The sequence below is a fragment of the Mesoflavibacter sp. CH_XMU1404-2 genome (genome assembly GCF_037029465.1).
GTDB lineage: Bacteria > Bacteroidota > Bacteroidia > Flavobacteriales > Flavobacteriaceae > Mesoflavibacter.
The window spans coordinates 61,562-83,730 of the sequence record NZ_JAYMEM010000031.1 but is presented as its reverse complement, the minus strand read 5'-3'; the positions used below and the strand labels follow the sequence as shown (position 1 = coordinate 83,730).

The 22,169-nt window shown below is 30.9% G+C and carries 22 protein-coding genes; 9 read left to right on the top strand and 13 right to left on the bottom strand.

Going from position 1 to position 22,169, the window contains the following annotated elements:
• The 3 genes from WA327_RS14755 to WA327_RS14745 form a co-directional block, all read left to right on the top strand.
• The coding region (locus WA327_RS14755; protein WP_336070993.1) for a gliding motility-associated C-terminal domain-containing protein at positions 1-1,057 on the top strand (1,057 nt) is incomplete at its 5' end.
• A 12-nt stretch (positions 1,058-1,069) separates the two neighbouring features.
• Positions 1,070-2,017, top strand: coding sequence for a type IX secretion system membrane protein PorP/SprF (locus WA327_RS14750; RefSeq protein ID WP_336070992.1), 948 nt, complete (start codon positions 1,070-1,072; stop codon positions 2,015-2,017).
• Positions 2,018-2,020: 3 nt separating this feature from the next.
• Entirely contained in the window at positions 2,021-3,952 is a 1,932-nt protein-coding gene (locus tag WA327_RS14745; RefSeq protein ID WP_336070990.1) for an OmpA family protein, read from the top strand.
• 47 nt (positions 3,953-3,999) lie between these two features.
• Here the strand turns inward: WA327_RS14745 and WA327_RS14740 are convergent, their stop codons facing one another.
• The 7 genes from WA327_RS14740 to rpsA all read right to left on the bottom strand — a co-directional run bounded on the left by WA327_RS14740 (position 4,000) and on the right by rpsA (position 10,052).
• On the bottom strand, positions 4,000-4,497 hold the full coding sequence (locus WA327_RS14740) for a CAP domain-containing protein (RefSeq protein WP_336070988.1): 498 nt from the start codon (positions 4,495-4,497) through the stop codon (positions 4,000-4,002).
• Positions 4,498-4,655: 158 nt separating this feature from the next.
• Positions 4,656-5,303 carry a pyridoxamine 5'-phosphate oxidase gene (pdxH, locus tag WA327_RS14735; protein WP_336070986.1) on the bottom strand — a complete coding sequence of 216 codons (648 nt, stop codon included), beginning with the start codon at positions 5,301-5,303 and terminating at the stop codon, positions 4,656-4,658.
• 68 nt (positions 5,304-5,371) lie between these two features.
• Entirely contained in the window at positions 5,372-6,277 is a 906-nt protein-coding gene (locus WA327_RS14730) for a ribonuclease Z (protein ID WP_336070984.1), read from the bottom strand.
• A gap of 10 nt (positions 6,278-6,287) precedes the next feature.
• Positions 6,288-6,620: a ribonuclease Z gene (locus WA327_RS14725; RefSeq protein ID WP_336070982.1), complete on the bottom strand. Its 333-nt coding sequence runs from the start codon at positions 6,618-6,620 to the stop codon at positions 6,288-6,290.
• Positions 6,621-6,623: 3 nt separating this feature from the next.
• Complete coding sequence (locus tag WA327_RS14720) at positions 6,624-7,553, bottom strand: aspartate carbamoyltransferase catalytic subunit (protein WP_336070980.1); 930 nt, start codon at positions 7,551-7,553, stop codon at positions 6,624-6,626.
• 3 nt (positions 7,554-7,556) lie between these two features.
• Positions 7,557-8,096, bottom strand: coding sequence for a bifunctional pyr operon transcriptional regulator/uracil phosphoribosyltransferase PyrR (gene pyrR, locus WA327_RS14715; protein WP_304142999.1), 540 nt, complete (start codon positions 8,094-8,096; stop codon positions 7,557-7,559).
• 126 nt (positions 8,097-8,222) lie between these two features.
• Positions 8,223-10,052 (bottom strand): 30S ribosomal protein S1, encoded by a 1,830-nt coding sequence (rpsA, locus tag WA327_RS14710; protein ID WP_336070976.1) that lies wholly within the window; start codon positions 10,050-10,052, stop codon positions 8,223-8,225.
• Between the two features lie 381 nt (positions 10,053-10,433).
• Between rpsA and WA327_RS14705 the strand changes: the two genes are divergently transcribed.
• Positions 10,434-10,817 carry a LysM peptidoglycan-binding domain-containing protein gene (locus WA327_RS14705; RefSeq protein WP_106688562.1) on the top strand — a complete coding sequence of 128 codons (384 nt, stop codon included), beginning with the start codon at positions 10,434-10,436 and terminating at the stop codon, positions 10,815-10,817.
• Positions 10,818-10,879: 62 nt separating this feature from the next.
• Here the strand turns inward: WA327_RS14705 and cmk are convergent, their stop codons facing one another.
• Complete coding sequence (gene cmk / locus WA327_RS14700; protein WP_336070973.1) at positions 10,880-11,569, bottom strand: (d)CMP kinase; 690 nt, start codon at positions 11,567-11,569, stop codon at positions 10,880-10,882.
• Positions 11,570-11,720: 151 nt separating this feature from the next.
• Between cmk and WA327_RS14695 the strand changes: the two genes are divergently transcribed.
• Positions 11,721-12,323, top strand: a complete 603-nt coding sequence (locus WA327_RS14695; protein ID WP_336070970.1) for an MCP four helix bundle domain-containing protein — start codon at positions 11,721-11,723, stop codon at positions 12,321-12,323.
• A gap of 3 nt (positions 12,324-12,326) precedes the next feature.
• Here WA327_RS14695 and porQ read toward each other — a convergent pair whose 3' ends face one another.
• Both porQ and lon read right to left on the bottom strand, forming a co-directional pair.
• On the bottom strand, positions 12,327-13,346 hold the full coding sequence (gene porQ, locus WA327_RS14690) for a type IX secretion system protein PorQ (protein ID WP_106678342.1): 1,020 nt from the start codon (positions 13,344-13,346) through the stop codon (positions 12,327-12,329).
• A 152-nt stretch (positions 13,347-13,498) separates the two neighbouring features.
• Positions 13,499-15,946: an endopeptidase La gene (gene lon / locus WA327_RS14685; RefSeq protein WP_336070968.1), complete on the bottom strand. Its 2,448-nt coding sequence runs from the start codon at positions 15,944-15,946 to the stop codon at positions 13,499-13,501.
• 272 nt (positions 15,947-16,218) lie between these two features.
• Here lon and WA327_RS14680 point away from each other — a divergent pair, with 272 nt between their 5' ends.
• From WA327_RS14680 to WA327_RS14665, 4 genes are read left to right on the top strand one after another with little or no spacing between them, the layout of a single operon-like run.
• Entirely contained in the window at positions 16,219-16,773 is a 555-nt protein-coding gene (locus tag WA327_RS14680; RefSeq protein ID WP_336070966.1) for an RNA polymerase sigma factor, read from the top strand.
• A gap of 5 nt (positions 16,774-16,778) precedes the next feature.
• Entirely contained in the window at positions 16,779-17,336 is a 558-nt protein-coding gene (locus WA327_RS14675) for a hypothetical protein (protein ID WP_336070964.1), read from the top strand.
• Complete coding sequence (locus tag WA327_RS14670) at positions 17,320-18,408, top strand: hypothetical protein (RefSeq protein ID WP_336070963.1); 1,089 nt, start codon at positions 17,320-17,322, stop codon at positions 18,406-18,408. The genes WA327_RS14675 and WA327_RS14670 overlap by 17 nt, the downstream gene beginning before the upstream one ends.
• 27 nt (positions 18,409-18,435) lie before the next feature.
• Complete coding sequence (locus WA327_RS14665) at positions 18,436-19,167, top strand: head GIN domain-containing protein (protein WP_336070961.1); 732 nt, start codon at positions 18,436-18,438, stop codon at positions 19,165-19,167.
• A gap of 68 nt (positions 19,168-19,235) precedes the next feature.
• Here the strand turns inward: WA327_RS14665 and WA327_RS14660 are convergent, their stop codons facing one another.
• The 3 genes from WA327_RS14660 to WA327_RS14650 all read right to left on the bottom strand — a co-directional run bounded on the left by WA327_RS14660 (position 19,236) and on the right by WA327_RS14650 (position 22,098).
• Positions 19,236-19,841: a hypothetical protein gene (locus WA327_RS14660; RefSeq protein ID WP_336070960.1), complete on the bottom strand. Its 606-nt coding sequence runs from the start codon at positions 19,839-19,841 to the stop codon at positions 19,236-19,238.
• A gap of 36 nt (positions 19,842-19,877) precedes the next feature.
• Positions 19,878-21,179, bottom strand: a complete 1,302-nt coding sequence (locus WA327_RS14655) for an MFS transporter (protein ID WP_336070958.1) — start codon at positions 21,177-21,179, stop codon at positions 19,878-19,880.
• 85 nt (positions 21,180-21,264) lie between these two features.
• Entirely contained in the window at positions 21,265-22,098 is an 834-nt protein-coding gene (locus WA327_RS14650; RefSeq protein WP_336070956.1) for a M48 family metallopeptidase, read from the bottom strand.
• Positions 22,099-22,169 lie beyond the last annotated feature (71 nt).

Below are 22,169 nucleotides of genomic sequence, written 5' to 3'. Positions count from 1 at the left end.
CTCGGTTCAAGATACCACTGCACCAACCTTCAACGAAGCATTACCTGCTGATATCACGGTAGAATGTGATGCGGTACCAACTGAGGAGACGTTAACGGCTAATGATAACTGTGGTACTGCGACTGTTGTATTCAATGAAACGACTACCGCTGGAACTTGTGATAATACCTATACGTTAACACGTACGTGGACAGCGACTGATGCCTGTGGTAATGAAACGGTACATACACAAACCATCTCGGTTCAAGATACAGTTGGTCCAACATTAACAACTCCGTTAGACCTACCTACTGACGTTGTTTGTTCTAATATTCCTGAAATACCAGAGTTAACTTTTGAAGACAATTGTTCTACTCAAGATGTATCTGTTTCGTTTGAAGAGGTTTCAACATATACTGGTCAAGAAGAAGTATATACTATTACATGGATTTGGACTGCTACGGATACATGCGGTAACGATACAATAATTACACATAACATTAACGTTATTACAGAAAACTTTATAGAAGAATCATTTATGACAAGATGTTATGAAGATGGAGAAATCGATTTATATGATGAATTACCTTTTGGTTATGATACAGATATGGAGTGGCAAGTAGAGACTGATGGAATTTCAATTGTAAATGGAATATTTGATCCTTTAAATGTTGAATTAGGAGACTATGTATTTACCTATACAACTACCGATAATGGATGCTTAAAAACATTCAGGTTAACTGTTAATATTAACGAAGATTGTGTTGTTTTACCTTGTGGTTTAGATAGAATTAAAATATCTAAAGCTGTTACACCAAACGGTGACGGTTACAACGAAACATTTAACGTAACAGGTGCTGCAGATTGTGGGTACATAGTAGAAGTTAAACTATTTAACCGATTTGGTGATGTTGTTTACGAATCTGACGATTACCAAAACGATTGGAGCGGAATTTCACCTTCATCTTCAATTGGATCTGCAGGAAGATTACCAAATGGTACTTACTATTATGTAGTAGTATTAAAAGAAAGTGGATTAGATCCAATAGCTGGTCCAATATATTTAGGTACTAAATAAAAAACGCTATTAATGAAAAAACTATCAAAATATAGTATAATTGTATTGTTCTTTTTAGGTTGCTTAGAGTTAAGTGCTCAACAGTTACCTCAGTTTACACAATATATGTTTAATACTATTTCTATTAATCCAGCTTATGCAGGAAGTAGAGAAACATTAAGTATTGTAGGACTTCATAGAAGTCAATGGGTTGGTCTTGAAGGAGCTCCAACAACATCAACTCTTTCAATCCACTCTCCTTTAAAAAATGAAAAGATTGGATTAGGTGCTACTGTAATTAATGATGAACTTGGTTATGAAAATTTTGTTTATGTAAATGGAGCATTTTCATATACAATTCAAGTTTCTGAAAAAACAAAATTAGCACTTGGTTTAAGTGCTGGTTTTATTCATTACAGTCTAGATAGAGCTGGCTTTTTAGATGATGAAAGTGTTTTTCAAGATCCTTTCTTTAGTAATTTTACAAACAGATGGAATCCTAATTTTGGAGCTGGTGCTTATCTACACCAAAACCGTTGGTATATTGGATTATCTGCACCTAGAATACTAAACACAAATTATAATGAGTCTGCTCTAGATCCAAATATAGACTATATAGCTTTAGAGCGTATAGGATACTATTTAACAGGAGGATATGTTTTTGATTTTGGCGAGAACTTAAAGTTTAAACCTTCAACTGTGATAAAAGTAACTAATGGTGCTCCTATTACTTTTGATTTAAGTGCTCATTTCCTATTCAATGAAACTTTTTGGATAGGTGGAAGTTACAGATATAACCAAGATACATCTACATTAGGTGCTTTAGCAGATTTTCAAATTTCACCACAAATGAGAATTGGATATGCTTATGAACATTACATAACCGATTTAAGACCTTATACTGGTGGAACACATGAAATATTATTAATGTTTGAAGTGTTTAAACCTACAAAACGTGTTAAATCTCCTAGATATTTCTAAAAGATGAAATTAAAAATAACAACATACCTATTTCTGTTTTTTGTTTGTCAAATTACTTTTGCGCAAACAAAAGTAGCAGACAATTTTTTTAGAGACTTTAATTATGATAACGCTGCCGAACTCTATAAAGAAGCTCTAAAAAAAGAAGACAGTACAGAACATATACTATCAAGGTTAGGCGATTGCTATTTTAATGTTAGTGAAGTTAAAGAAGCTGCATTTTGGTACAAAAAAGCTATTGATAAATATCCAAATATAGACTCAGATTATGTTTATAAATATATTCAAACATTAAGAGCTCAAAAAAAGTACGAAGAAGCAAACAATTTTGTAAAAGTTTTTAATAAGAAAAATAAAAAAGATGGTCGTATAAAAGATATTGAGAGCTTTAACCTAGAAACTTACTCAGAACTTTCTAATACTGAAAAGGTATATGTAGATATTGAAAACTTACCTTTAAATACAAAATATTCAGATTTTGGTAGTTTTGAACAAAACAATAAATTATATTTTTATTCTACCTGGGTAAAAGATTCAATAACAAACGAAAGAGATTTATACGAGTTAAATAATGAACCTTATTTAAATATTTTTGAGACTGAAATTTCAATAGAAAATAACAAAAAAATATTTGGAGACGCTTCAAAATTAAATTCAGAAATTAATACTAAGAATGATCATGAAGGTCTTGTTACTATCACAAATGATGGTAATACGATGTATTTTACTAGAAATAATGTAAATAAAAAAGATAGAAGAAAATACAATAAAAGTGGATCATCAAACCTTAAAATTTACAAAGCAACTAAAGATGGTGATACCTGGATAAACATTGAAGAATTACCATTTAATAATGAAAATTTTGACTTTACAGCTCCTGCATTAACACCAGATAACAAGACATTAATCTTCTCTTCTAATATGGATACTGGCTATGGTCAAACAGATTTATATAAAGTTTCTATTAATGAAGATGGTACTTACGGAGAGCCTGTAAATTTAGGTCCAAAAATTAATACTGAAGGAAATGAAAAATTCCCATTTGTAGCTAAAGACTCAACATTGTATTTTTCAAGTGATGCTAATATTAATTTAGGATTATTAGATATTTTTGAATCTAATATTTTAAAAACTAATAAAAATATTGAAGTTAAAAACTTAGGAGCTCCATTCAATAGCTCTTTTGATGACTTTTGTTTCTTTATAGATACAGAAACTAACACAGGTTATTTTTCTTCAAATAGAGAAGGCGGACAAGGTGGTGATGATATCTATTCTTTTGGTAAATTAAAATGCGAACAAATTGTAAAAGGTACTATTAGAGACGAATTAACTAATGAATTATTATCTAAAGCAACAGTATCTTTAATTGATATTGATGGTAAAATTTTAGAACGCTACAAGACAACAGAAGATGGTCAATATCAATTTACAATTGATTGTGACAAATCATATACAATATTAGCAGAAAGACCAACTTATAGACCTGATAAAATAGAATTTGAAACAACTAATGTAACAAGAGAAGAAAAAGAAATTGATTTATTCTTAAAACCATTAATCATAGATAACGAAATTGTAATCAATCCTATTTTCTTTGATTTTGATAAATCAAACATAAGACCAGATGCTGCGTATGAGTTAGAAAATATTGTAGCGGTTATGAGAGAACACCCAAAAATGGTAATTAAAATCGAATCTCACACCGATAGTCGCGGTAATGATAATTACAACATGAAATTATCAGATAGGCGTGCAAAATCTACAAGAGATTATTTATACTCTAGAGGAATTGCTACAGAAAGAATTGAAAGTGCAATTGGTTACGGAGAATCACAAATAATAAATCGTTGTTCAAACGGAGTTAAATGTACAGACGAAGAACATGAGGAAAACAGACGATCAAAATTTATAATTACTAATTCTTACGAATAAAAAAAGCCTTCCAGATATGGAAGGCTTTTTTTTGCTATTTAATCTTATTATTTCTTAATAAATATATTAGTAAAGTACCATTTATCGTTTTGGTTCTTCTCTGCAGAAACTTCAAAGTGTGTAAAATCACCTTCTATATTATGTCTATGACCTTCACTGTTTAACCAAGCATTGACAACTGAGTTTGCACTAGAATATCCATATGCAACATTCTCAGATACTTCTTGTGCGTTTGCATTTGCTTGCAAATATGCTTTTCTATTATAAAAGTAGTCATGGTTTACTTCATCAATTTCAATCATATAATCTGTATGAGAATATGCTTGACCTTTAATAACATCAATACTTTCTAAAGGATTTAGTCCTACACTAATTCTGTGCTGATTGATTAATTCTAAAATTTCAATCTCAATAGTTTTAGCTTCAGGGATAACAACATCTTTGTTGCTAACTACATTTTGTTCATCATCTAATGTATCTGTGCTACAAGAAAACAGTGAAATAGTTAAGAAAAAAACAGTAAGTAGGTTAAGTGTTAGTTTCATAGTTTTAGGGTTAAAAATTTAGGGCAACACTAAAATAGAAACTGAAAATCGTTTAATATGTTAAAAAAATGTTAAAATCGATGAAAAACACTCTTTTTAACCTTTTTTATTACACTTAATCGATAAAATTAATAATAAACATGTATTTCATCGGATATTTATGGAGATAATCTTTTCTTAACCCAATCATAATTTTCATCTAATTTATATAATATTCTATCGTGTAATCTATTGGGTCTACCTTGCCAGAATTCTATAGAAATTGGTTTAACAATATAACCACCCCAAAATTCTGGTCGCTCTACTTCTTTACCTTTATATTCTAATTCTAAAGCTTTTAACTTATTTTCTAAGACTTCTCTACTCTCTACAAATTCACTTTGATTAGAAGCTAATGCACCAAGTTGACTTCCTTTTGGACGAGATTCAAAATAACCATCACTTAAATTAGGAGCAATCTTTTCTGCTTTACCTTTAATAATTATTTGTCTTTCGGCTCCATGCCAAAAAAAGGATAAACAAACATTTGGGTTATTGGCTATAGCTTTTCCTTTTTCACTTTGGTAATTGGTATAAAAAATAAAACCTTCGTAGGTAAACTTTTTAAGAAGTACTACTCTATTTTTTGGGTAACCATCTAATCCTATGGTAGAAACCGTCATTGCATTAGTCTCGTCTTCTGGAAAGTGCTGGTCTACTTCGTTAAACCAAGTTCTAAATAATTCTAATGGATTTTCTGGTGTGTCTTCAAGAAGAAGTTCTCCTTTTTCGTAAGACTTTCTGTAATTGCTTAAATCTTTTTCCATAAATTTAATTTGTAGGTAAATTTACGAGATTTAAAATTGAAATATTAGTGAGGTAATTTCTATTTCAACTAAAATTCAAAAACTTTTCCGTCGTCTGCAACTTCAACGTTATTGAAAACTGTTTGGGCTTCTTTTTTAAAGTCTTCTAAATTATTATATCTAGTTGAATAATGTCCCAAAATTAACTGCTCTACATTGGCTAATTTGGCTATTGTTGCGGCTTGTACAGCTGTACTATGCTTTGTTGGAGCTGCTAATTTTTTATGTTGTTCTAAAAAAGTAGACTCATGATAAAGCGCTGTTACATTTTTTATAATTGGCACTATATCTTCTTTGTAAGCGGTATCACTGCAAAAAGCATAACTTTTTGGTGGTGGCGCAGGTAATGTAACTGTTTCGTTATTTACAATTTCTCCTTTAATATTAGGTACATCTGCACCTTGCTTAAGCTTACGGTAGTAGGCTACATCTATATCTTCGTTAAGCACTGCATTCATATCCAACTTACGATCTCCAGGTTTTTCTTTAAACAGAAATCCGTTAGTGTAAACACGATGGTCTAAAGGAATTGTATGAACTTCAACTTTATCATCTTTAAAAATAAGTTCTGAAGATGTTGAAGTTAACTCGTGAAAATATAGATTATAATTAGTCCAAGAATCGGCTAACTTCATCTGTAAAACAATAACTTCTTTAAGTCCTTTTGGAGCGTGAATGTGTAGATCTGCTTCGCGACCTAATAATCTAAATGTTGAAATTAAACCAACTAAACCAAAAAAATGATCGCCGTGTAAGTGCGAAATAAATATGTGTTTAATGCGGTTAAACTTAATTCTATGCTTGCGTAACTGTACTTGCGTACCTTCTCCACAATCAATTAAAAACATATGATTTTTAATTTCTAAAACTTGTGATGTTGGATTAGTAAAAGTACGTGGTGTTGCGCTGTAACAGCCTAAAATGTTTAACTTCATTAAATTATGTTTAAAAGCCTAAGTCACGTTCCATATCTTCCATTTCAATAATATCGTAAGCTTCTTGAAGTGTTGGAACAATTACTATTTCTTCTGGAGTTTTGTCTACATCTATACCTTCATTTACAATAACAAATGAATGTTTTGCAGCGCGATGTTGATTAGAGACTCTTAAAAACTCAATAATTTGCTCTAAAGAAATAGGTTTTATAGTATTTAAATTAACAATAATGTTATTGTTTTTAAATTTAGGATAAAGGCTTTCAATTTTTTTAACCAGTTCTATAACCGAAGCGTTTTCTTGGGTTATAATAGTTATGTTTTCGTCTTGATCTATAATCATAACTTATTTTTTAATTTTTGAAGCTAATAAATAGATTACTGCCATTCTTACAGCTACACCATTTTGTACTTGGTCTAAAATAATGGCTTGTTTTGAGTCTGCAACATCACTTGTTATCTCTACACCACGATTTATTGGTCCTGGATGCATGATTGTAATTTCTTTATCTAAACTGTCTAATAACTCTTTATTAACTCCAAACTGTTGAGTATATTCTCTTGTAGAAGGAAAATAGCTAATATCCATACGCTCGTTTTGTACACGCAACATATTTGCTACATCACACCAATTTAAAGCTTTACGAAGGTTGGTTTCTACCTTTACTCCTAACTTATCGATATGTTTTGGTAATAATGTTTTAGGTCCACAAACCATAACATTTGCACCTTGTAGTTTTAAAGCAAAAATATTTGATAATGCCACACGACTATGCAAAATATCTCCAACAATAACTACATTTTTTCCTTTTACACTACCTAATCTTTCTCTAATAGAATACGAATCTAAAAGTGCTTGCGTTGGATGCTCATGTGCGCCATCACCAGCATTTACGATTGCAGCGTTAACGTGTTTTGATAAAAATACACCTGCGCCAGGATTTGGGTGACGCATCACTACCATATCTACTTTCATAGATAAGATGTTGTTTACCGTATCTATTAAAGTTTCTCCTTTTTTTACTGAAGATTGTCCTGCCGAAAAATTAATAACATCTGCAGATAGTCTTTTTTCTGCTAACTCAAATGATAATTTTGTTCGTGTTGAATTTTCAAAAAATAAATTGGCAATAGTAATATCTCTTAGCGAAGGTACTTTTTTAATAGGTCTATTAATAACCTCTTTAAAATGATCTGCTGTTTTAAAAATAAGCTCTATATCTTCTTCTTTAAGATATTTAATACCTAGTAAGTGATTAACACTTAATTCGCTCATAGTTTAATTATTTATAAGATATACGGTGTCTTCTCCTGCATTTTCTTTCCAATGCACTTTAACTTTTTCATTGTTAATGGCATCTACTTGTCTTCCTCTGTAATCTGGTTGTATTGGTAAATGTCTACTAAAACGTCTGTCTATAAGTGTTAACAACTCTATTTCTGTAGGTCTACCAAAACTTTGTATTGCTGTTAATGCAGCACGAATACTGCGTCCTGTATATAATACATCGTCAATAAAGACTACTTTTTTGTCTTCTACTACAAAGTTGATTTCTGTCTTATTTGCTTCTAAAGGTTTATCACTTCGTCTAAAATCATCTCTATAAAACGTAATATCTAAATGCCCTAATTGAAGATTTTTGACTTTATATTCTTTGGTTAAAATTTCAGCTAACCTATTTGCTAAAAATTTTCCTCTGGGCTGAATTCCTATTAAAACAGTATCTAAAAAGTCGTTATGATTTTCGATAAGTTGACAAGCCAATCTGTGAAGAATGATGTTTATTTCGGTTGCATTAAGTAGCACTCTTTGACTCATAGTGTTTTCCAAACGGGTTTGGTTAACAAAGGTAAAGTAAAATATGATAAGTTAAAAGGTGTTTTTTATATAAAAAAAGCCTCTCAAAAATTGAGAGGCTTTTAAATTATATAAAATTAAGTAAGATTACTTACCGTCCATTTTATCTTTTAATGCTTGTAACGCTTCGTTAGCATCACCTAAAGTTGGTTTTGCTTCTGCAGCTTGAGCTTCTGCTTTTTTAGCAGCAGCTTTTACGTTAGCAATCTCTTCTTCTTTAAATACAGCAGTATGAGATGCTACAACACGCTTAAATTCTTTATTAAATTCAATAATTTTAAATTCAGCAGTGTCACCTTTCTTAAGCATTTTTCCGTCTTCTTTTTCCATGTGACGAGATGGTACAAATGCAACGATGTCTTCGTTAAACTCAATTGTAGCTCCTTTATCTACTACGTCTGCAATTTCTGCAGTATGAGTAGTACCTAAAGCAAATTCAGATTCGTATTTGTCCCAAGGGTTTTCTGTAGTTTGTTTGTGACCTAAAGATAATTTACGTCCTTCAACATCTAATTCTAATACAACTACATCTAACTTATCGCCAACGTTACAGAACTCTGATGGATGTTTGATTTTCTTAGTCCAAGATAAATCTGAGATATAAATTAATCCGTCAATACCTTCTTCTAATTCTACAAATACTCCAAAATTAGTAAAGTTACGTACAGTACCTGAGTGTTTAGAACCTACAGGGTATTTTGTAGTAATATCTGTCCATGGATCTGGTGTTAATTGCTTAATACCAAGAGACATTTTACGATCTTCTCTATCTAAAGTTAAGATTACTGCTTCTACTTCGTCACCAACGTTAACAAAGTCGTTAGCAGAACGTAAGTGAGTAGACCAAGACATTTCAGATACGTGTACTAATCCTTCTACACCTTCTGCAACTTCGATAAATGCACCGTAATCTGCGATTACAACTACTTTACCTTTTACTTTATCTCCTACTGCAACTTCTTCTCCTAATGCATCCCAAGGATGTTTAGATAATTGTTTAAGACCTAATTGGATTCTTGACTTATCTTCATCAAAGTCTAAGATTACAACATTTAATTTTTGGTCTAATTCAACGATTTCGTTTGGATGGTTAATACGAGACCATGATAAGTCTGTAATGTGGATTAATCCATCTACACCACCAAGATCAATAAATACACCATAAGATGTGATGTTTTTAACAACACCTTCTAATACTTGACCTTTTTCTAATTGACCAATAATTTCTTTCTTTTGCTCTTCGATATCTGCTTCGATAAGCGCTTTATGAGAAACAACAACGTTTTTAAATTCGTGGTTAATTTTAACAACCTTAAACTCCATTGTTTTGTTTACGTACTGATCGTAATCTCTAATTGGCTTAACATCAATTTGAGATCCTGGTAAGAATGCTTCGATACCAAATACGTCTACAATCATACCTCCTTTTGTACGACACTTTACAAAACCGTTTACGATTTCTCCAGTTTCGTGAGCCTTGTTAACTCTATCCCAAGCTTTAATTACACGAGCTTTACGGTGAGATAATACTAATTGTCCTGTTGCGTCTTCACGAACATCTATTAATACTTCTACTTTGTCTCCTACTGCTAAGTTTGGGTTGTATCTAAATTCGTTTAAAGAAATAACACCTTCAGACTTTGCGTTAATGTCAATAATAGCATCACGATCTGTAATGTGAATAACTTCTCCTTCTACAACTTCGTCATCTAAAGTATCTACGAAGTTTTCAGATACTAATTTTTCAAATTCTTTTAATTGAGAATCTTCAACCTCGTCAATACCTTCTTGGTAGTTGTGCCAGTTAAACTCTTTTAAGAATTTTTCAGGATTTTTTTGAGCTTCAGAAACTTCTGGAGCATTGTTTTGTTTTGCTTCGGTTGCTTCAACCTGAGCGTCTTGTGCTTTTTCAGCCATTTAATTTAATGCAATGTTTATTTTCGCTTTCGCGGAAATTTAAACACTGTGTTTGTATTCTGTGATTTTGTGGATTATTTAAGCGATAAATCTACAGAAGCGTTATAATTATTTTTATATCTATTCCTTTTAAAATCCATTTCTCGCTAAAAGGAGTGCAAAAATAGTACATTTTAACAATATTGCCTAATTTATTTTAAATTTTTAATGTCCTGAAAATCAGAATAATTATAAATTTGAAAATCTTAGAATTTTATTACATTATATCGGTGAAAAATTACACTTTATCGATATAAGTGATTTAGTTAACTTTAATTTTAAATTAATTGATGTTCTATTATTTATCTTTATAGTAGAATTAACAATAAAACTTATTTACTTATGGCAGTTAAAGCAAAATACCAAAGCGTTTTAGATTTAGGAGAAAAATTAAATATTCAAAATGGAGACGTTTGGGAAGAAAACGGAATTTTAAAAGTTAAAGGTACAGCTGCTACGCAGTACGAAAAAAACTTAATTTGGGATGAGATTAAAGCAGTAGCTGGAACTGAATCTCCTGAAGATATAAAAGCTAATATCACTGTTGCAGATGAGAGTATTTATGCAAAACACACTGTAAAAAGTGGTGATACTTTAGGTAAAATAGCTAAGCATTATTACGGAAATGCTGGAAAATACACAGCAATTTTTGAGGCTAATAAGGACATTTTAAATAATCCTGATGTGATACATCCTGATCAAGAACTTAAAATTCCTAATTTATAAAATTATAAATTGAGAATAAAAAAGCGAACCTTTTGGTTCGCTTTTTTATTTAAAAGGATATCTTATTTATTTAAAGTTTCTTCCACTAGGTTTAGAATCTTTTTAAATTGTTCTTCTAAAGTTAAGTTAGAATTATCTATTTCTATAGCATCTTCTGCTTTTACTAAAGGAGAATTTTCACGGTTAGAGTCTATATAATCACGCTCTCTAACATTTTTAAGCACATCTTCATACGTTATATCATCTCCTGTTTCTATTAATTCGTCATAACGTCTTTGTGCTCTAGTTTCGGCAGATGCAGTCATAAACAATTTTAGCTCTGCATTAGGAAAAACTACGGTTCCAATATCACGACCATCCATAACGACACCTTTATCTTTACCCATTTGATGTTGTTGTTTTACTAATTGGTAACGTACTTCTGGTATTGCTGCTACTTTACTTACATAGCTTGATACTTCAAGTGTGCGTATTTGCTTTTCAACATTTTTTCCATTTAAATATACTTCTGCAAAACCTAGATTTGGATTAAACTTAAAACTAATTTCTACGTTACTTAAGTTTGATACTAAAGCGACAACATCAAAATGATCTTTGTCAATCCATCCATTTTGCATGGTATACAACGTTACAGCTCTGTACATAGCGCCAGAGTCTACATATATATAACCTAAGTGTTTTGCTAATTGTTTTGCTACTGTACTTTTTCCTGTTGAAGAAAATCCGTCTATAGCGATTGTTATTTTTTGCACGTTTTAACTTTTAGGCTTCAAAAATAGGGATTAAAATTGATTAAAAACGATTATGTTTTATTTAAACATCTTTGCATAATTGTTAAACTGAATAAGAAATAACACGCACTTCCTTAATTTGAATTATATTTATCCTTAAATATTAAAACTTATGACTTTTTTCAATAAAATAAAATGGACCCTTGGTATTTTAATGGTTTTTGTTTTAATCGTAACCACAAATCTTATTGACAGAAACAACTTTGTGCGCGTAAAGGACTCAGTCGTGTCTATTTACGAAGATAGACTTGTTGCTAAAAACTTAATTTTAGAGTTTTCAAATTCTATTCATAAAAAAGAAGTTGCAGTTGCATTATCAGATTCTACTTTTTTTAAAGTTTCTAATAAAGAAGAAAATAAAAACATAGAAAACCTTATTTCTAAATTTGAAGCTACCAAACTTACTAAAGAAGAAAGTAAAACTTTTAGTAATCTAAAAGAAAACTTACATCAACTAAATAATACCGAATCTAAATATGTTACTTCTAACTTTTCTAGCAAAGAAGACATGTTTAAACAAATAGCTAAGATTAAAAAGAATTTAGAGGATCTATCTAAAATTCAACTTTTAGAAGGAAGTAAACAAATGTCAATTAGTAAAAAAGCTATAGATTCGGTTGAATTATTTACACAAATAGAAATTTACTTATTAATATTTCTTGCTATTGTAATACAAATAATTGTAATGTATAATCCTAAAAAAGAAGACAATTAAACACTACTGTAAGTCTATATGCAAACCAAAAAAGTTAGCATCTGTAGCTGCAGTATATTTAGCATGTGTATAACTAAAACGAAGCTTGTTAATTTTTACTGCAAAACCAGCAGATAAACCAGAAAAGTTACGCTGATCAACAACACGAAGCTCTTCTGCTCTTCTAAAATTATATCCTAAACGAATATTAAAACCTTTATCAGGAAATAACTCTGCACCAATAATTGTGTGTCTTAGCACATTATTAAAAAAGCCTACATTTTCTTGCGTTTGATTACCTTCTAAATCTGTGGTTGCTCTTGCTGGATTAGAAACACCGATTGGCCACTCTTGAAGATTTTCAAAAGTAAGATGCCAACGTAACGGGATGTTTTCTAACGTTTGACTTAAGCCAATATTTACTTCTAATGGTAAAGACTCTTGTAAACCTGCGTAGGTCGTAATTTGTGTTCCTAAATTTCTTACTACAAGTGTTGCTTGAAATTCTAAATCTTCATCTATATAAAGTAAGCCTAAATCTGTAGCTATACCAAATGAATTATATTGTTCTAAACGAGACGTTATAAATTTTAAATTTCCTCCAAAATAAAAATCACTATACCCTATTTGTAAAGCATAACCTAAAGATAATGCGGCTTCGCTACCTGTAAAGGTTCCTGTAGGATTACCTTGCTCATCATAACCATCAAAATCTCCATAATTAATATATGTTACACCTGCATGAAAAGTTTGCGTACGCCTATCCCATGTATAAGCGTATGCTGCTGTACCATAATTAATACCACCTAAATAACTGCTGTAATTAAGTGCAAATTGATTATCCATATTTACATTAATAGTTGAAGGATTGTAGAGTGCTTGTGTTACGTCGTAATCTACATTGGTTAACACTTTACCTCCAAGAGCAGCTTGACGTGGTGATGCAATTAAATTTAAAAATTGGTAAGTAGATTGTCCACCTAATTGCGAAAAGCAATACGTGCTAAAAAGGCAAGCAGTAAACAGGACAACTTTTTTAAACATAAGGTTGCAAAGTAAATAAATCTCTTTTAAAACGTAGTTATAGATAATTTATTTTTTAGCTTATTTTATTTAAAAATATCTATTAGAGATTTTAAATATTATAACAATAAAAAAAGCTACCTGTTTATGGTAGCTTTTTTTAAAATTTAAAATTATAATTTTTTTGCGTTTTTAACTTTTTGATTTGTTATTGCAATGTCTATTACGTCTTTCATGTCTGTTACGTAATGAAATGTAAGCCCTTTTAGATATTCAGGTTTAATTTCTTCTATATCTCGTCTATTGTCTTCGCATAATAAAATCTCTTTAATTCTAGCACGTTTTGCTGCTAAGATTTTTTCTTTTATTCCTCCAACTGGTAACACTTTTCCTCTAAGTGTAATTTCTCCCGTCATTGCAATGCTCTTTTTTACTTTCTTTTGAGTAAATAAAGACACTAAAGATGTTAACATCGTAACACCTGCGCTTGGTCCGTCTTTTGGTGTTGCGCCTTCAGGAACATGAATATGAACATTATAATTATTGAATACATCCGTACTTATTCCTAAAGTCTCAGCATTTGCTTTAATATATTCCATAGCAATTGTTGCCGATTCTTTCATGACTTTACCAAGGTTACCAGTAATTGTCATTGCTCCTTTTCCTTTAGATAAGATAGATTCTATAAATAATATATCACCACCAACTCGTGTCCACGCTAATCCAGTAACTACACCAGCAACGTTGTTGTTTTCATATTTATCACGTTCTAATTTTGGTCCGCCTAGTACATCTGTAACATCTTCGTTTGTAACTTTAATATTGTACTCTTCTTCCATAGCAATATTTTTTGCTGCGTGACGCACCATTTTTGCTATTTGTTTTTCTAGACCACGTACACCAGATTCGCGTGTGTAACCTTCAACAATTTTTTCTAATTGCGGCTTACCAATTTTTAAATCTTTATCACTTAAACCGTGTTCTTTTAACTGTTTAGGTAGTAAGTGACGTTTTGCTATTTCAACTTTTTCTTCGATAGTATAACCAGTAACGTTAATAATTTCCATACGATCTCTTAACGCTGGCTGAATGGTATTTAAACTATTTGAAGTAGCTATAAACATTACTTTTGATAGATCGTAACCCATTTCTAAGAAGTTATCATGAAACTCGCTATTTTGTTCTGGATCCAAAACTTCTAACAATGCAGAAGATGGATCGCCTTGATGAGAATTTGATAGTTTATCAATTTCGTCTAAAACAAAAACTGGATTTGAAGTTCCTGCTTTTTTAAGACTTTGAATAATACGACCTGGCATTGCACCAATATACGTTTTACGATGACCTCTGATTTCTGCCTCGTCACGTAATCCTCCTAAACTCATACGCACGTATTCTCTACCCAATGCTTCTGCAATAGATTTTCCTAAAGATGTTTTACCAACTCCTGGAGGACCGTAAAGACAGATGATTGGCGACTTCATATCATTACGCAATTTTAAAACTGCTAGATGCTCGATAATACGCTTTTTAACATCATCTAAACCATAATGGTCACGATCTAATATTTTTTGTGCACGTTTTAAATCAAATTTGTCTTTGCTAAACTCATTCCAAGGTAAGTCTAAAAATAAATCTAAATAGTTACGTTGAATAGAATACTCGGCAACTTGTGGATTCATGCGTTGCATTTTTGATAATTCTTTTTCAAAATGCTTTGCTACTTTTTCGTCCCAATTTTTAGATTTGGCACGAGTTTTCATTTCTTCTATTTCTTCAGCATTTCCGCCACCAAGTTCTTCTTGAATGGTTTTTAATTGCTGATTTAAGAAATACTCACGTTGTTGCTGATTTAAATCGCTTTGTACTTTTGATTGAATATCGTTTTTTAACTCTAGTTTTTGAAGCTCGATATTCATATAACGTAACGTCTCTAAAGCTCGATCTTTTAAATCGTTTATCTCTAATAGTTTTTGCTTTTCTTCAACAGATAAATTCATATTTGAAGACACAAAATTGATTAAAAACGATTCGCTTTCTATATTTTTTATAGCAAAAGTCGCTTCTGTCGGAATGTTTGGACTATCCTTTATAATTTGAACTGCTAAATCCTTTATGCTTTCAATAATTGCATTAAATTCTTCATTTTTAACAGCTGGTGTTGCTTGCGAAACTTCTTTTACCGTCGCTTTAATGTAAGGATCTTCGGTTAAAACTTGATCTATCGCAAAACGCTTTTTTCCTTGGATAATCACGGTTGTGTTTCCGTCAGGCATTTTAAGCACTTTTAAAATACGAGCAACAGTACCTGTTTGATGGATATCGGTAGCTTTTGGATCTTCTACATCTTCGTCTTTTTGTGCCACAACGCCTATCACTTTTCCGCCTTTATTAGCGTCATTTATAAGTTTTATAGACTTGTCTCTTCCTGCTGTAATCGGAATAACGACACCAGGAAAAAGTACCGTGTTACGTAAAGAAAGGATTGGTAAACTTTCTGGTAATTCTTCTTTATTAATTTTTTCTTCGTCTTCAGGAGTCATTAATGGAATTAATTCTGAGTTTTCATCAAAATCTTGTAATGACAAACTGTCAAGTGATATAAAATTAGATTTCTTCATAAGTATATTTTGAGTCAAAATGTCATTAAAAAGTAATGGTTTCGACTTTTATAGTTTTAAATTGAATTATTCAAATCCTATAAAACATTGATATACTAGCTATTAATGTTAAATTAGAATGCAATAACATTATACAATTTTCAATTAACGTGCCACTTCTCTATTCCTTTTGAAAAGTTGAAACTTTAAAATTGAAAAGATTTTTTAAAAATTTTAAAAGAAAGTGTAACAATGATTATTAAATTCACTCTTTATAGTAAACCATCAAATTTTTGACACTAACTAATCATAATACAGAACAACTTGTTATGCTTTGCGTATCTGGTAACCAAAAAGCCCAAATAGAGCTTTACAACAGATATTACAAAGGGTTATACAACACGTCGTACAGAATTGTGAATGATAGTTTTGAAGCTGAAGATATTATGCAAGAATCATTTATAACAGCGTTTTCAAAATTAGATAGTTTAAAAGATAAAAAGACCTTTGGTGGTTGGTTAAAACGCATTGTGATTAATAACAGCATTCAAGCTTATAATAAAAATAATAAGCAACACGATGTGGCTTTAGATGATGTACTTTATAAAGTTGAAGACCAACAAGGTATTGATACATCTATTGAAGTTACAAACATAAAAGTACAACAAGTGTTAGAGGCTTTAAATCTTTTAAAATCTAATTATAAAGTAGTATTAACCCTTAATTTAATTGAAGGTTATGATTACGAAGAAATTGGAGACGTAATGAATATTAGTTACGCTAATTGCAGAACAATGATATCTAGAGCCAAATACAGTTTAAGAAAAAAATTAGAACAATTAAACTAATTGTTATGAGCAAAGATAATTTAGACCATTTATTTAAAAACTTAGAAGGACAATTTGATGTAGAAACACCAAATGAAGGACATCAAGCACGTTTTTTAGAAAAATTAAATGCAATAGAAAACACTAAGACTATTGTACAAAAAGATTCTAAAACGTACTGGAAACCTTTATTAGCTGTAGCAGCTTCAATTGTACTAATCATCTCTATAACTTTTGGCGTGCAAGCTAAAGAAGAACCTAAAGATTTAGCTAGTGTGTCACCAGAAATGGCAGAAACACAACAGTTTTTTACCAACGCTATTGCTTTTGAAGTTAACAAACTAAAAGCAGAGCAAACAGAAGAAACTAAAACCATCATTAACGACGCCTTAAAACGTCTTAACGCACTAGAAAAAGAATACGATAATCTTAAAATTAGCTTACAAGAAAGTGGCGAAGATCAATTAGTTATTTATGCGATGATTACCAACTTTCAAAACAGAATAGACATTTTAAAAACAACATTACAATATATTGAAGACCAAAAAGAACTTAAACAAAATAACTATGAAACTACTATATAAACTAACATTACTGCTACTTTTACCAGCTGTAATATTTGCCAACAATAACAATAATTGGGCTGGCAAATACACCAAGAAAAAAACCATAAAAAAAGAATATAACGTCTCTAAAGACGCTACATTAAAAATAGACAACCGCTACGGAAATCTTGATGTGGTTACTTGGAATGAAAACCGAATTGTTTTTGAAATCACCATTACCACAAACGGTAATGACGAAGACAAAGTACAAGACAAGTTAGATGATATTGATGTGAATTTTTCTGGTACATCAAACTACGTTTCTGCCGAAACACAAATTGGTAAATCTAAAAGTAAATCTTGGTGGAATTGGGGCAACAATAACAGCGTTAACATTCAAATTAACTACCTAGTAAAAATACCTATTACTAATAATGTAGATTTAAATAATGACTACGGAAGCATACTTCTTGGAACATTACAAGGTCACGCAACCATTAATTGTGACTACGGAAAAATAACCACAAAAGAGCTACTTGCAGACAACAACAACATTTCTTTTGATTACACTAACAACTGCTATTTTGAATACATTGAAAGCGGAAAAATTAACGCAGATTATAGCGGATTTACAGTTGCAAAAGCTAAAAAAATAGACATCGTTGCAGATTACACCAATTCGTTAGTAGAAATTGCTGAAGACGTCTCGTACAACTGTGATTACGGAAGTTTACGCGTTAACAATGTCAATAATTTTTCAGGAAATGGCGACTATTTAACTGTAGTTTTAGGTGATGTCTACAAAAGCGTCAATATTGAAGCTGATTACGGTTCAATAAAAATTGGAAAAATGACTAAAAATGCTGGAAATGTATCTATAGACTCAGATTACGTAGGCATCAAAATAGGTATTGATAACGATTACAGTTTTGATTTTGAAATTGACTTAGATTATGGTGGATTAAACGGTGATGATGATAGTTTTGAATTCAATATGAAAAGTGAACGCTCTACAAGTAAATACTATAAAGGGTATAAAAACACTAAAAATTCAGGAAATTTAATTCGTATAAAATCGGATTACGGAAGCGTGTCTTTCGACAATAAATAATAACATTAATCAATAAAACCATAAACAATGAAATCTTTAAAAATCACATTAATATTAGCAATAGCACTAGTTAGTATTAACACAGCATGTGCCCAATGGGGAAACAAAAAAGTAAGAGGTAACGGAGATGTTACTACCATTACCAGAACAACATCTAGCTATGACAACGTAAAATTAGCAGGTTGGATGGATTTTGAATTAGTTAAAGGTAAAGAAGGTAAAATAACCCTTGAAGGAGAAAGCAACTTATTAGATTATATCATTACAGAAGCCGAAGGTAATAGTCTAATTGTTAGAATAAAAAACAATGTTAATCTTAAACCAAGCAGCAACAAAACTATAAAAGTTACTATTCCGTTTAAAGATTTTAATAAGTTAACACTTTCAGGTTCTGGAGATGTTACTTCAAATGCAACTATACATTCAAATAATTTTGAAACTCGACTTTCTGGTTCTGGTGATATTACTTTAGACATCGATGCAGAAGATACAGAAGTTGTTGTAACTGGTTCTGGAGATATCACTTTAACAGGAAATACAGAAGAATTAGAAGTATCTGTAACTGGATCGGGTGATTTTGATGGAGGAAATTTAAGCGCTAATTACACAGAAGCTAAAGTAACAGGATCTGGTGATATTGTTGTTATTGCTAATAAAGAAATTGAAGCAAGAGTAACTGGTTCTGGAGATATTAAATATAAAGGTAACCCAGAAAAAGTAGACAAAAAAGTTACAGGTTCTGGAGATATTAGTAAATAGAAGTAACTATTAGTATAAATAAAAAGCCACTATTTAAATAGTGGCTTTTTTATACTTCTTATATATTACTAATTTACTTTTTGCCATATAGATTCTGCTTCAATATCTATTTCTGTTTCAAACCCATTGTTAGACTGCAATGTTGTTTGATTTTGATAAAAGGTTAGCGTTTGCCCATCTGCACTTATGCTATAGTTACTAGTTTGATTGTCCTCAAAAGCAGATTGATCTACACCTTCAAATGAAAAATCAAAAAATGCACCTTCTGTAGTAATCTCATTACCGTCTGTTGTGTAAGATCCTGATCCTGTAACATCTGTTAATGTTAGATTATCTTGTTGAGAAATTCCTCCAGCCTCAATAAATGTATCATAACTATAACTACCTGTTGTAGAAAATTCTGTATTAGTAAAAGTAACCTGATAATCTGTTGAAGTAGAACTTACTAATATTTCTGTTATCATATCTCCGGAAGGAAGAGTTGCAGAATTTAGCATATCTACATCAAAACTAACAAGGTCCCAAGTTCCTACTAAATCTGCATTATTAGAACTGTTATTGCTATTATTTATACTATTAATAGACTCTTGGTCATAATCCAAAGGTTCATTTTCACAAGTAAAAGCAGACAATAAAATAAATAGTGACAGGAAAGGTAAAAGTGATTTTTTCATTGTAAATTATTTGAGTATTTCTACAAACATAAAAAATTATTCTAGTTTTTGTTGCTTTAACACTCTAAAAAGTAAGAATATACCAATTAAGAAGAATATAAACAGAAATAAAATTGAATTACGCATACTTCCTGTCACTTGATCAATTGTACCATAAATACCCATACCTATGACTATTCCAATTTTTTCTGCAACGTCAAAAAAGCTAAAATAGGACGTTGTATCTTTTGTTTCTGGTAAAAACTTAGAGTATGTAGATCTTGCTAAACTTTGTATACCACCCATAACAAATCCCACACAACTCGCTGCAATGTAAAATTGTACAGGTGTTTCCATAAAATAAGCATAAAAACACAAACTCATCCATATAAAATTAATAGCAATTAATGTTTTTATGTTTCCGAATTTTGATGATGCTTTAGATGTTAATACAGCACCAACAATTGCTATAAGCTGTATTATTAAAATACTAACTATTAATCCCATAGTTTTAGCATCCTCACTTCCCCAATTTATTTCTTCTTCACCAAAATAAACAGCTACCAACATAATGGTTTGTACAGCCATACTAAACACAAAAAAAGATTGTAAATATTTTTTTAGTAAAATATTCTCTTGTAACGCTTTCCAGACCACTTTCAACTCGTTAAATCCGTCTAAAACAACTTCTTTAGTTACTTTATGACCTTTAGATGTTCCTTTTGGTAACCAATAAAAGCTATACTGACTAAAACCAATCCACCAGACTCCAACCATGACAAAAGAATAGCGCATCATATCCATTTTTTGACCATCTTCTGCAGTCATAACCATTATTAAATTGATTATCAGTAATACAACACTGCCTATATAACCTAAACTAAATCCTTTAGCACTTATACTATCTTGTTGTTCAGGAAAAGCAATATCTGGTAAATAAGAATTATAAAACACCAAACTTCCCCAATAACCAATTAATCCCATAAAATAGAACAGAAGACTAATGTAAATATGGTCTAAACTAAAAAAATATAATCCTATACAGCCTAATCCACCTACATAGCAGAAAAACTTAAGAAAGTTTTTTTTATTACCAACATAATCTGCTATTCCAGATAAAATTGGAGACGTAAAAGCAACAACCAAAAAAGTAAAAGCAGTAATAAAAGTAATTAAAGCAGTGCTTTTAAATTCAAACCCGAAAGCTGGTACAACTTTTTTTGCTTGATTAATAAATAATGCCGAATAAAATATTGGAAATATAGATGAAGCTATTGTTAAAGTATAAACCGAATTTGCCCAATCATAAAATGCCCAAGCATTAAGTAATTTTTTACTTCCTTTTTGAAGGTTTTCCATTTGATTTTTAGTTAGGTTATGCTTAAAAAAAAGCTGCTCTTAAAAAGAACAGCTCCGAAAGTAATTAAATATTTTTAATTCTCAATTAGTATTTTCCTAAAGGTCTAAAACTTGAGACACCAAACTTTTGTGCTTCAGTTTTAGCTTGTGGTGCTAAAGCAGTTAAATTATCAATTCTTGTTTGATTAGCTGGATGCGTACTTAAAATTTCTGGTGGTGCTTGTCCGCCACTTGCTTGCGCCATACGTCTCCATAACTCTGCTCCTTCATCTGGATTATAACCAGCTATAGCTGTTAAATATAATCCTATACGGTCTGCTTCAGTTTCATGACTTCTACTAAAAGGTAACATACCACCTATATTAGTTCCTATACCATAAGCTTGATTATATAATGCAATATTTTCATCATCTTGTAAAGCAACATTTAAACCAACTGCTCCTGCTTGTTGTAAAATACTAGCACTCATACGTTGTTGACCGTGATTGGCTAGCGCATGTGCAACCTCGTGTCCCATAATAACTGCAATTGCTGTTTCATTTTCTGCAACTGGTAATATTCCTGTATAAAATGCAATTTTACCTCCTGGCATACACCAAGCATTGACTACATCTTCTTGTATTAAATTATATTCCCATTTATAGTCATTTAAATATCCTGGTTTTCCGTTAGCATTTAACCAACGTTCTGCAGCAACAGCAATACGTTGTCCTACACGTTTAATCATTTCAGACTGTTGTGTTCCTGTTACTACTTTTCCTTCAGAAATTACTTGATTATACTGTGCAAAAGACGTTGGAAATAATTGAGAATTTGGTATTAATGCTAATGTTTTTTTCCCAGTAAAAGGATTTGTAGCACACGATACTGCCATTAATACTAAAAATGTTAGTGATGCAACTATTTTATTAATTTTCATGAGTGAAATTTTAAATTCGAACTAATTTACAAAATCTTTCACAAAAAACACTTTATCATATGTTAGTATAC